General features: G+C 33.1%; 11 protein-coding genes. 4 read left to right on the top strand and 7 right to left on the bottom strand.

The annotated features are described in order from the left end of the window. Positions 1-96: 96 nt before the first annotated feature. Positions 97-1,119: a tRNA (adenosine(37)-N6)-threonylcarbamoyltransferase complex transferase subunit TsaD gene (tsaD, locus tag QUH73_RS11920; RefSeq protein ID WP_289530663.1), complete on the top strand. Its 1,023-nt coding sequence runs from the start codon at positions 97-99 to the stop codon at positions 1,117-1,119. A 36-nt stretch (positions 1,120-1,155) separates the two neighbouring features. On the opposite strand, the gene QUH73_RS11915 is transcribed toward tsaD, so the two are convergent. The 6 genes from QUH73_RS11915 to QUH73_RS11890 all read right to left on the bottom strand — a co-directional run bounded on the left by QUH73_RS11915 (position 1,156) and on the right by QUH73_RS11890 (position 9,182). Beyond that, positions 1,156-1,593, bottom strand: coding sequence for a hypothetical protein (locus QUH73_RS11915; protein ID WP_289530662.1), 438 nt, complete (start codon positions 1,591-1,593; stop codon positions 1,156-1,158). A gap of 86 nt (positions 1,594-1,679) precedes the next feature. Then, positions 1,680-2,222 (bottom strand): class IV adenylate cyclase, encoded by a 543-nt coding sequence (locus QUH73_RS11910; protein WP_289530661.1) that lies wholly within the window; start codon positions 2,220-2,222, stop codon positions 1,680-1,682. 124 nt (positions 2,223-2,346) lie between these two features. After that, the gene (locus QUH73_RS11905; RefSeq protein WP_289530660.1) at positions 2,347-2,913 is read right to left on the bottom strand and encodes a chemotaxis protein CheB; all 567 of its coding nucleotides are present in this window, start codon (positions 2,911-2,913) and stop codon (positions 2,347-2,349) included. After that, on the bottom strand, positions 2,913-3,755 hold the full coding sequence (locus QUH73_RS11900; protein WP_289530659.1) for a CheR family methyltransferase: 843 nt from the start codon (positions 3,753-3,755) through the stop codon (positions 2,913-2,915). The genes QUH73_RS11905 and QUH73_RS11900 overlap by 1 nt, the downstream gene beginning before the upstream one ends. A gap of 2 nt (positions 3,756-3,757) precedes the next feature. Continuing rightward, positions 3,758-5,353 (bottom strand): response regulator, encoded by a 1,596-nt coding sequence (locus QUH73_RS11895; RefSeq protein ID WP_289530658.1) that lies wholly within the window; start codon positions 5,351-5,353, stop codon positions 3,758-3,760. 82 nt (positions 5,354-5,435) lie between these two features. Beyond that, on the bottom strand, positions 5,436-9,182 hold the full coding sequence (locus QUH73_RS11890) for a response regulator (protein WP_289530657.1): 3,747 nt from the start codon (positions 9,180-9,182) through the stop codon (positions 5,436-5,438). 310 nt (positions 9,183-9,492) lie between these two features. Here QUH73_RS11890 and QUH73_RS11885 point away from each other — a divergent pair, with 310 nt between their 5' ends. The 3 genes from QUH73_RS11885 to QUH73_RS11875 all read left to right on the top strand — a co-directional run bounded on the left by QUH73_RS11885 (position 9,493) and on the right by QUH73_RS11875 (position 11,793). Further along, complete coding sequence (locus QUH73_RS11885) at positions 9,493-10,029, top strand: hypothetical protein (RefSeq protein WP_289530656.1); 537 nt, start codon at positions 9,493-9,495, stop codon at positions 10,027-10,029. After that, on the top strand, positions 10,013-10,558 hold the full coding sequence (locus QUH73_RS11880) for a PepSY-associated TM helix domain-containing protein (RefSeq protein WP_289530655.1): 546 nt from the start codon (positions 10,013-10,015) through the stop codon (positions 10,556-10,558). The genes QUH73_RS11885 and QUH73_RS11880 overlap by 17 nt, the downstream gene beginning before the upstream one ends. Before the next feature lie 191 nt (positions 10,559-10,749). Continuing rightward, on the top strand, positions 10,750-11,793 hold the full coding sequence (locus QUH73_RS11875; protein ID WP_289530654.1) for a tetratricopeptide repeat protein: 1,044 nt from the start codon (positions 10,750-10,752) through the stop codon (positions 11,791-11,793). A 67-nt stretch (positions 11,794-11,860) separates the two neighbouring features. Here QUH73_RS11875 and QUH73_RS11870 read toward each other — a convergent pair whose 3' ends face one another. After that, positions 11,861-12,367, bottom strand: a complete 507-nt coding sequence (locus tag QUH73_RS11870) for a LytTR family DNA-binding domain-containing protein (RefSeq protein ID WP_289530653.1) — start codon at positions 12,365-12,367, stop codon at positions 11,861-11,863. Positions 12,368-12,429: the final 62 nt, after the last annotated feature.

Here is a 12,429-nt window from a genome sequence, read left to right as displayed (position 1 = left end):
ATTTTTACACCTTAATATAGTGTTTCAAGAGATTTTTGATTTTTTTAACCTTTTAAGTGTGTAAAGCCATTTTTATTCTGATTTAAATAAAATTTAATGAGTATAACTATATTAGGAATTGAGTCGTCATGCGATGATACTTCTGCTTCAATATTAAAGGATGGAGTAATTTATTCGAATATCACAGCCAACCAAGATGTACACATGGATTATGGCGGAGTTGTTCCAGAGTTAGCTTCCAGGGCACATCAACAGAACATAATTCCCGTGGTTCATCAAGCCATGCAAAAAGCAGGAGTTACTGTCGATGAGATTGATGCAGTTGCTTTTACCAGAGGTCCGGGTTTATTGGGGTCATTAATGGTTGGAACTTCCTTTGCTAAAGGTTTTGCTCTTTCTAAAAATATTCCTCTAATCGAGGTAAATCATCTTCAGGCACATATTCTTGCACATTTTATTGATGATTTAAAGAACAAATACGAGCATCCTGATTTTCCTTTTTTGGCTTTGCTTGTATCCGGCGGTAATTCTCAAATTATTGTGGTTAAAGATCATTTAGAGATGGAAGTAATTGGGGAGACCATTGATGATGCCGCAGGAGAAGCTTTTGATAAATGTGCCAAGGTGATGGGCTTGCCTTATCCTGGAGGTCCAATAATTGATCGTAATGCAAAATTAGGCAATCCTCTTGCGTTTGAATTTAGCCGACCAAAAATTCAAGGTTTAAACTATAGTTTCAGTGGTCTTAAAACGTCATTTTTGTATTTTGTTCGTGATCGGATAAAGGAAAATCCGAATTTCATAGAGGAAAATATGAATGATTTGTGTGCATCACTGCAACACACAATTGTTGATGTTTTAATGAACAAAGTTAAAAAAGCAACAAAAGAAACCGGGATTAAGCAAGTGGCTATTGCCGGTGGAGTTTCAGCCAATTCGGGTTTGCAAAAAGCATTGACCGAGGCAGCCGTAAAATTCAAGTGGAAAGTTTTTATTCCTCAGCTTGGTTATTCTCTCGATAATGCTGCTATGATTGCAATTACCGGATATTTTAAATTCCTTAAAAAAGAATTTGTAGAACAAGATACAGCTCCTTTTGCAAGGATGACCATTAAATAACAAATAGAAAACGGAAGAAATTAAAGTCTTCCGTTTTTATACATTCAAATAGTTTTTTAGTACCGTAATTGCATTATCACTAAAATAACAGAGATTGACAGGTATTTTTTCTTTGCTTTTTAGAACAATAATTAGTTTGTGATCTGTTATGGTAAAATCTTTAATATCCTTTAAGTAAATTTTCAGCTCTTTATTTCCCCATCCTGTTTTATAAGTTAATTTTCTGGCGTTGATGGTCAAATATTCTTTTGGGTAAAGCAATTTACAACCTAAAAGTAAACCAATGAAATAAAGCGATGCAATTACCAAAACAAGAACAAGGTATTCACTAAAAGGAAAGAAATCAAGATGGTTGATAAACAAAAAAAATGAAACGGCACAAATTAACAAAGAAATACCCAAGGCGAGTTGTATTCCTCTCGATTCGTTATTGTTAATTTTATGGTCTCGTATATCAAATTCAAATTGGAGCATCAATACATAGCTTTAGATTCTATTTTAAAGTTACTAAATTGTTCGATGATATAGGTAAAAAAAATACGACAGATTCAATGGAAGTATTATTCATCAACTAAAATCTGACTAAAAAGATTATTCTGTTGTAACAGATCAGAGTAGGATTCTGAGATTAAATCTTTCGCATTGATTTCGAGGGTTTTAATGTATTGGTTGCACTGTTCCTGCAATTTTTCATTGGATATATTGCCATCACCCTCTTTGGCTTTAATTTCAACAAAATCACCTAATCCTATAACTGTGTCGATATGGAATGTCACATTATTTATAATGTAAATTTCTCTTGTTTTCTCGACTATGGATCTCGTACCTACGGTCTTTTCAAGAATTTCTTTTAAGGTAGAATCGGGACTTGTTAGGTATAAGTGCACCCGACTTTCATTAGATCCTTTTTTGTTTTCCCTGATATAATGAATTAACTTATTTTCGATAGATCCTTCTTTAAGCTTTAGTGTGCCTGATTTGGAATGGAAGTACGTGTCTGTTTGGTGATCAATTCCGCAACATTCGGCACCAATTGATAAGAGTATTTTTCTAATTTTCTCCTTGTTCTTACAATACGCTTTAAACTCTATATTGGTTGGCATCTTTTTTGAATTAGTTATTGCGGAAAGTTCGGGAAAAATATTGGTTTATATCTTACTCTAATAAAATCTGAAGTATTTTGGAGCTTATTTCTAAATAAATCTGTCGATAGATTTGATTAACAACTTAATCCAGCTTACTTAATTCGATTATTTTTTTAGAAATTTGGTCTAAGTGTAAGATGTAGTCTGGTTTCATTATTTCAATGGCCGAAGCAGGCATAATTGTAGCAATTGCGGTTTCTGGATCTTCCACGATAGTAATTCCACAATATTTTTGGATTTCTTTTATTCCAAGAGCACCATCATGATTCAAGCCTGTTAAGAGAATGCCAATCAATTGATTTTTAAAGTGCCAGGCGGCCGATTCAAACAAAACATCAATAGATGGTCTTGAATGGTGTATTTTAGGATCAGTAGATAAAGCAATGGTAGAATTGTTTTCTATCAGTATATGATAGTTTGGCGGTGCGAAATAAACCGTTCCTGCTTTTATTTCTTCTTTTTCTTCGGCCTCTTTTATTTTTACTTTACTCTGTTTGTTTAGGTATTGAATGAAAGAGTCGTTTTTATTATCACCAATATGAAGTACAACAAAAATTGCCAAAGGGAAATCTTTTGGCAGATGCGGAATAATAGCTTTTAAAGCATTTAAACCACCATAAGATGTACCTATAACTGCAGCTCTAAACATTAATTGATTCTCTTTTTATATATTTTTTGCGAGGAATCGATATTGGCAAAATTGCTTTCTAATTGCGTAAAACGAAGGCTCTCTTTTGTTCCTAAACACAAAAATCCGCTTGATGATAAGCTCTTGAAGAATAAATTGATTACTTTATTTTGAAGATCTTTATTAAAGTAGATTAAGACATTTCGGCATAGAATTAAATTAACCTCAGCAAATACATTGTCGGTTACTAAATTGTGATCAGCAAAAACCACTTTTTTTGAAAGAGATTGATCCAATTTAAGAGAACCGTATTTAAGAGTATAATAGTCGGAAAGTTTTCCCTTACCACCGGATTCGATGTAATTACGGCTGAATTTTTCAAGATCTTGAGTTGGGTATATTCCTAATTTAGCAATATCCAAAACTCTTCGATTAAAATCTGTAGCATAAATCTGACATCTGTCAAGCAGATTTTCTTCTTTTAAAAGAATTGCAAGTGAGTAAACTTCTTCGCCGGTAGCACATCCGGCATGCCAGATTTTAATAAACGGGTAGGTTCTTAAATTGGGCACAACATGCTCACGAAAAGAGGAATAGAATTCCGGATCGCGAAACATTTCGGTAACGTTTATGGATAGATCTTCCAGTAAGCTGATAAAAAAGCTTTTATCCCGAAGAACTTTATCTTGCATCTGGGAAATTGTTTCAAATCTTCCAATTGCCATACGATGCATTAAACGTCTTTTGATATGTGCAGTTGAATAATCTCTAAAGTCGTAACCATATTTCTGAAATATTGCCTCAAGAAACAAAGGAATTTCTATATCGATATTTTCGAGATCTTCAAGTTGGTTTGGATTCATATCTATTGTGCGATGCTTTTCGAAGCCTGACTCAAAATTTTTCTAAGATCAGCTTCTTTAAATGGTTTAGTAAGGAAATCGTTCATACCAGCTTCAATACATTTTTGTTTGTCTTCGATAAAACTATTGGCTGTAAGAGCAACAATATATGTAGGCTCATCAATAGTTTCAGAAATTTCGAAGCTTCTAATTTTTTCGGTGGCACTAATTCCATCAAGAACCGGCATCTGCATGTCCATAAGAATAATTTGATGACGATTTTTTTTATACAATTCAAGAGCTTCAACGCCATTTTTTGCAATATCACAAGTTAATCCCATCATTCGAAGGGTGAGTGTAACCACTTTTTGGTTTATTGGATTGTCCTCAGCTACGAGTATCGATAAGTTAGAAGGGAGTGTAATGTTTTGATGAATGGGCATGTTTTCTTTTCTTTCCTTGCATCCAAATTTCAATTCAAACATGAATTCTGAACCAACTCCCAGTTCGCTTTCAACAATAATTTTTCCGCCCATTAATTGAGTAATATTTTTTGAAATGGCAAGGCCAAGACCTGTTCCTCCATATTCCCGGGAGATTGAACTGTCTGATTGGGTGAATTCTCTAAACAGTTTTTTTTGTGCATCCTTTGATATTCCAATACCGGTATCTTTAATGGTGAAGAATAAAGACACATGCTCTTTCGATTTTTCAATGCATTTTATGGATAGGGTAACAGAACCGTTTTGTGTGAATTTGATTGCATTATTTGTCAAATTCATGAGTACTTGATTTAAACGAAATGAGTCTCCTATTATATTTTCAGGAATGATTTCATCCACCTCAATTTTAAATTCAATTTCTCTTTCAATGGCTTTATAATTTAAAAGATGAAAAATTGTGTCGGTCACTTTTCGGATATCAAAATCAATCTCCTCAATTTCAATTTGTCCCGCTTCAATTTTCGAGTAATCTAATATATCATTAATAATTTGAATTAAATTTTCACCTGATCTTGCCATCACATCAAGCATATCTTTTTGCTCTGAATTGAGTTCGGATTGCTGTAAAAGTTTTGAAAGACCTAAGATCCCATTCATCGGAGAACGAATTTCATGTGACATGTTTGCCAAAAATAATGATTTTGATCGGGTCGCTTCCTCAGCTTTATTCTTTTCAATGATAAGTTCTTCATTCTTTTTTTCTAAATACACCAACAACAAATCCAATTCTTTACGCTGACGATATAAATCTAGAAATACACTTACTTTTCCTTTCAAAACTTCAGGAATAATAGGCTTCGGAATAAAATCGACAGCTCCGGTTTCTATTCCTTTAATGATGTGTAAATCGCTTTGATGAATTGCAGAAACAAAGATCACCGGTAAATATTTGGTTTTCTTTCGTTGCCTCATTAATTCAAGGGTTTCATAGCCATCCATTTCTGGCATTTGCACATCAAGAACGGCCATTGCAAATTCATCTTTCAGAGTATATTTTAGGGCATCTTCACCAGATGATGCACGAACAAATTCGACATCAAAATCGCTAAGAATTCTTTCAAGGCTTATTAAATTTTCTTCCTTGTCATCAACGATTAATATTTTGTCTTTTTTCATTTTCCTGTTATTGTTTGTTGTCCAATTGTATTTTGTTTGGTACTGATTTTCCGCTTTAATTGAATGTATTTTAAAAGCAGCATTAATTGTAAAGCCATATTTTTAACATCGAAAACAATTTATTTTCATCAATTGGTTTTGATAAATAATCATTTGCTCCCGATGAAATTGCTTTCTCATAATCTTCTTTCATAGCCTTGGCAGTTAGGCAAATAATAGGGATATTTTTAATTTCGGGAGTTTTTCGAATGATAGTCATGGCTTCATAACCATCCATTTCCGGCATCATAATATCCATAAGCACTAAATCTACATTTTTGTGTTCTTTTAAAATATCAACCGCAATTTTACCATTCTCGGCTTCAAGAACCTCTATTTCTTTATCTTCAAGTATTTTACCCAACGCAAAAATATTTCTGATTTCATCATCAACAACCAGTACTTTTTTTCCTTTAAAAATAGAATCATCTATTTCGGTAACCTTAATTTTAGGATTATCGGGAATTGTTGTTGCTACATGATGCAGAAAGAGCGTAACTTCGTCCATTAATCTTTCATCGGATTTTAATCCTTTTAAAATAATTGAATTGGTGTATTTGCTCAGTTGCCGGTGTTCTTCCCGTGATAATTCTTTACCTGTATAAATAATTGTGTTTGGTATAATTATATTGGCTTCGGATAGCTTGGTTAGCAGTTCATTCCCTGTAAAATCAGGCAGACCTAAATCTAATATTACGCAATCGTAACTATTTTCCCTAATTAGTTTAAAGGCCTCAATACCAGTAGAAACTTCTTCTATTTCAGCATTTGTTGATTTTAAAAGAGTTCTAATAATTTTCCGCGCAATTGCGTCATCTTCAACGATTAATATTTTTTTTGATTCTGAAAATAGTTCTTTTTGAATTTTTTTTATGGCACTGGAGAAATCTGTAGCTTTAACTGTTGGCAGTACATTTTTTTCTCTTTCTCTGATTCCCTCGACAGGATTTACGATGTGAATTGGCAAATTAGATGCGAATGGGTGTGATCTTAACCGATCCAATTCTGCTTCGCCATTTTCCATAAGCAATTCGACTCCTATGATGATTGCCGAAGGTTGATGAGCTTCGATGAGTACAATTGCGTCTTCAACATTTGAGGCAGCCAAAGCGTGAAAACTGCTTTCGTGAATTTGGTAGTACAATAAGCTTGCTTCTTTTTTGTCGGGATGAATAATTACTACAGTAGAACCTGTATGCGGAATATCTCGATCATCATCAATGAAAAGAGGAAGAACAATATGTTTTTCAGCTTCAGGCAGTAAGTTTTTCTCCTGTAACTCCAAAGCAGGGTTTTGAACGGTTTTAACGGATTGTTTTACCGGCAACAGTAAAGTGAAGGAAGATCCTTTCCCAGATTCACTTTTCAGATGAATTTCGCCACCCAGCATTCTGGCTAATTCTTTTGAAATAGACAAGCCTAATCCTGTTCCACCATATCTTCTTGAAGTACTTCCATCGGCTTGTTGGAATGCTTCAAAAATAGCGTCTTTCTTTTGATCCGGTATTCCTACTCCGGTATCAGTAACAACAAAGGCACATGTTTCAATTTCTTTTAAATCATCGCGTCGCACTATTTCCTGATCAGTAAGCTTTCTCATAGTTACAGAAATAGTACCTTTCGAAGTGAACTTGAATGCATTCGATAATAGATTTTTTAAGATTTGAGCCAAACGTAATTGGTCTGTCTCTATTGTTTTTGGGAAGTTCTCTTCAATATCGATAGAGAAATTTATTTTTTTCTTTTCAGCCTGATGTTTAAAATTCATTAATATTTCCTGTGCAATACTGTCGGAACTTAAGTTTTCGAAATGAACAGTCATTTTTCCGGCTTCAATCTTCGAAAGATCCAGAATTTCATTAATAAGCTGAAGAAGATCCTTGCCGCTTTTGTTAATAATTTCGATTGATTCAATATCTTCATCATCTAAATTACCCTTTTTGTTTTTCGCGAGAAGATTTGATAAAATAAGTAAACTGTTTAATGGCGTTCGTAATTCGTGAGACATATTTGCAAGAAAATCAGTCTTGTATTGACTTGTCTGTTCCAGTTCACGTGCTTTTGTTTCTAATTTTTCATGTGTTTGTGATAAGCTGATGTTCTTGCTTTGAATTTCGTCTTTTTGAATTTCTAATTGGTTGGTTCGTTCTTCCAATTCCTCGTTGGCAACTCTTAACTCTTCCTGCTGAACCTGAAGTTTTTTCTCATTATCAATTAATATTTTAGTTTGTTCAGCTAATTCTTCGTTAGCCACTCGAAGTTCTTCCTGCTGAACTTGTAATTCGCTGGCTTGTTTCTGAGTGGTATTTAATAAATTCTCTAGTCGGACGCGCGCTAATGTTGAGGCAATTTTCACAGTAATACTTTCACGAACCGCTTTAATGAATTCAATTTCCGCTTCGCTAATCTTTTTAATTGATGCTAATTCCATTACACCCCAAAGAGTATTGTTGAAAATTAATGGAACAATAATTATACTGGTAGGCTTTATTTCTCCCGTACCAGAGAAAATTGTGAAATAATCTTCAGGAACATCTTTAATGTGTTTTAGTTTTTTTGTTCGAGCCACCTGACCAATTAATCCATGTCCTATTTGAATATTTTTGTATTGGTTTTTATTTGGTATGCCAATGGAGGCAGTAAGTGATAAATTCTCATTTTCTTCTTGATAAACGTAAATTGCACCAAGCTCAGCTCTTAAGAATTCAGTCATGAATACAAGAGAGTTGTCCGAAACTTTATTTAAATTTTGATCCCCTTGAAGAACCTCATTCAATTGATTCACCCCGGATTTAAACCATGATGTTTCATCATTTAAGGTTTTTGCATCCTTAAGGGTTTTCACCATCTGATTTAAAGAGGCTGATAATTCATCTTCTCTGGATTTAGGTGTAAGACTAATACTTAAATCACCATGCGCAACTTTTTGTGTGTAGTTAACAACATTCTGGAAATCTTGTTGAATAATGTTGAAAGAATTAGCTAAAGCACCAATTTCGTCTTTTGAATTAATACTTAAAGGTGTGTGAAAGTTGCCTTTGGCGATAAGTTTAAAGTTGTTTACCATTTGTTGAACAGGGACAGAAATCGATTTGGAAATATATCTTGATAATAGCAGAATTGTAATTGCCAGGAGTAAAGCAAATCCGAGCATCACCCAAATTAATGCAGAATTGGTTTTTTCCGCTAAATTACTAAGAACAGAACTAATTTCTGCATAGTGTTGTTTAATCTCGCTTAGCTGTATTTTTGTTGAATCAAGGTTTATATTTTCTCTTTTTGTAAGTAATTCATTTTTTATTTTTTCAACAAGATCAAGAGTTTTTTTTGCATGAATTCTCGTGTCTTTAATGTTGCTGTTTTTTAGTGTTTTAAGTATTTTTAAGCGATTCACTAAAAGCCTGGCATTATTAATCTCATTATTATAGATTTCAGGAAAATTCTTGAACAGATGCTTTGCTATTTCATCATTGTTTTTGAATGCGAAATCATTGTTGATTTGTATAAAGTCTTCAGCTAAATGGTTTGCCTGGGTTAAATATTCGGCAGATTTTTCAAGATGTTCAACTTCTTTCGAAATTTTGAAATTATAAAGTTCCTCAGTGGCATTTTGGAGTAGAGTTTGATGAACACGTACGCCATTAATTATTATATTAAGAGTTTTGTTTGTGTTGAAAAAATAGTTTGATGTCAAACTTAAGAAAAGGATACTTAAAAGTGTTAGAAGAGTCAGCAAAAGCAGCTTGGATTTAATCTTCCAGTCTTTAAATCGTGTAAATCTTGTAAGCATAGTGTTTGAACCGGATTAAATACTTTATGAACAATTTTGTTTGTGTGTTCTTGTTATCCGTAGTAGTACGGCATTGCGTGCGAATGGTTACTAAAGTAGTGCGAATGTTACTTTTTATTACTTTAATTTCTAAAGTAGTGTTTTTTTCAATTACTGGCATCAAAACCAATGGATATTTAATTTCATTTTTTTCATGTATTATGGAAAGAAATCTTGTTAATGAATTGTTATTTTGTTAGGATTTATTCCTTGGTAATCATAAGTTTGTGTGAGTCAAAATAAACATTTAATAATTCTAAAAAGTAACACAATGAAATACGTAAGCATCATTGCAATTTGTCTTTTTTGTATGTCTTGTAATCCAAAACAAAAAGAGACAAAAGAAGGTAGTATTGAAAAAAATCAGTTAGCACAAACCAAAACAGCTGTTGTAACCATTGATCAGTTAATGGTAAATGCTGAAGAATTGGTTGGTAAAGAAGTTCATTTTACAGGATTGGTAAATCATGTTTGTGCACATTCCGGCAAACGCTGTATTTTAAAGAATTCGACAGGTAACTTATCTATTCGCGTAGAAGCAAGTGGAAATTTGGAAGGATTTGATAAAGAAATGGCAGGGCAGGATATTAAGGTATCTGGAATTTTGAGAGAGAAACGACTTGAAGAAGCGGCGATTGATGAATGGGAAACAGAAGTGAAGGCTAAGGATGCTTCGGAAGAAGGTGGAAAACATTGTAGTTCGGAAATGGCTAATATTAAGGAAATGCGTGACTGGATGAAAGAGAACAACAAAAATTATTATGCAATTTATTATGTAGACGGAAATAGTTATGAAGTTGTGGAATAATGTAAAGCTTAGAAAATGGCTCCGTTTTATACATCGTGATCTGGGATATTTTTTTGTTGGAATCACTATTATTTATTCCGTGTCAGGTATTATTTTAAATCATAAAAAAAATGGAGAGGATCCGGCTTACCGCACTGAGTCTAAAACAATACAGTTGGCTTCAAATTTAACACCAGATCAACTGGAGGCTTATTGGCATAAGAACATTATTGATTATCCTTTAAACCGAATACTTCCAGATGAAAGTAAATACAATGTATATTTAAAAGGAGGATTGGGAAATTACGATCCGGTAAACGGGCGTTTATCGTTTGAGGTATATGAGAAGAAAGAATGGGTTTATTTTATTAATAAACTTCATTACAATAGTAGAAAAGGCTGGACACTAATGGCAGATATTTTTGCCGTTGTACTGATTGTGTTCGCTTTATCCGGGATGTTTATGGTTCCTGGTAAAAAAGGAATTACCGGAAGAGGAAAATGGTTGATTGTTATTGGAATAATCATACCGTTTTTGTTCTTTCTATAAAGAAAATAATTCGGTAAAATTAAGAGTTCATTGAGAAGGTTTAAAATACTTTTAAAATGAATTTTTTTTGTAGTGCTTTCTAATAAGTAAGTTTTGGAATGATAATTGACTAATCAATAAAGTTCTTTAAATACTCATTTTGTTAATCAATTTATTCCTGTAAATTGCTAACTCTAAATCTGATTTATACCATGAATAGAATACTTGTTACACTACTACTGATTATTTTCCATATTAGCTCAATGAGTCAAAATAAGGAGTTAAAAAAATTGTTCTCGAAAGGAAAATACGATCAGGTAATTGAGAAAGCTCAGTCTATGTTGCAGGGAAATGTAGTAGATGCGGATTTAAATTCGATTTTAGGTCGAGCCTACACTGATTCCAAGCAGTTCACAATTGCCATTCCGTATTTGGAAAAAACGATCGCATCGGCAACAGTATCGAATGATGTAAAAGAAATAAGTAAGGCGTATTTGGCAAAATGTTATTTTATAAATGGTGAAGAGCAAAGAGCTGTAAAACTATTAAAAGAATGTCAGAATGACAGGGAATCAAGAGAGGCCGCTAATTATGCGGATAAATATTTGAGTTTGTTTCAAACCGGGATTTATTATAAAGCATGGGAAGTGGTTGAATCAGAGAATATCCGGTTTCATTTTCAGGATAAAAATAAATTGGAGAATGTTGGTGAATTCATGGCAAGAAACGATATTAACTATAGAAGGATTACAGAATCCCTTGATGCTGAACCAATTAAAAAAGTAGATTTTTTTGTGTGGAGTGATGGAAATGAGGCATATAGAAAGTTTAATCGTCCTCTTGGATTCTCAAATTCGGATCTTCGTATAGTGAATGTACTAAATAAGCAGTCTAATGATTACGAACTTTGCCATATGCTTTGTCAGATGGCAATACAACCAAAGTTTAAGACAATGTTAATCCAGGAAGGTTTGGGAATGTATTTCGACAAGATGGATCAGAATTTATTGAGAATTGCACGACTTAGAGTTCCAAAGGATAAATTCTCACTACTGCAGTTGTGGGAGGAGCCCACTAAATATGAAAGAGATTTAAGTTATCCTGTTGGAGCGGCTTTTATTGAATTTTTAATCAATAAGGGAGGAAAGCAAAAATTGAAGGAGTTCTTAAAAATACAAACCATAAAACATGCCGGGGAAGTTTATCCTGAGTTTCATAAATGGGTGAAAACTTTTGAAGCTATGTTGATGAGGTGAAATTTACCTTTACTGGTTGGAAAGGTATTTTTCATAAGAAAGTTTACTCCTGAATAAGCAATAAGAGCTATTCAATTCCTTCTGTAATTTCATTGAAATTAGGTGTTTTTTTAATCCATTTATAAAACTCCCTCTCCTTACTGTTTGTAATAGAAACTATTTTGTCTTTAGGTATTTTTAATCTCACCGAAATTTTACCATTCGAAGAGGTAATTTTTTTGATATTGTTTTTGTTGACAATACATTGTCTATTGATTCTAAAGAAGTTATCGTTAAGTAATTCCTCGTAATGATTGAGAGAATGCGTTAACACAAAATTATTTCCTGAAAAATTGATCAACGTAACTATTTTGCATTCAATATACATATAAGCAATAGTACTACTGTTTATAGTTAAAGTTTCACCTCGTTTTTGAATTTGTATGTGTTCTTCAGTACTGATACTTGTTCTGTTTAAAATTTGCAATGTGTTCGACGAGGTATATTGAAAGGGAGTTCCTTCTATCGTGATTTTATATTCTTGTTGATCTTCTATAGCTTGTTGGTATTTCTTGCAATTCTCTTTACAATTCATGTTTGTTGTATATGTGTTTTAATTATTACCATAAGGGAGGGAACTGGATAATCAGCTTAAAT

Source organism: Labilibaculum sp. K2S, from assembly GCF_030372765.1.
In the GTDB taxonomy this organism is placed as follows: domain Bacteria; phylum Bacteroidota; class Bacteroidia; order Bacteroidales; family Marinifilaceae; genus Labilibaculum.
Note: the sequence above shows the minus strand (reverse complement) of the source record. Positions and strands in the feature narration are given on the sequence as shown.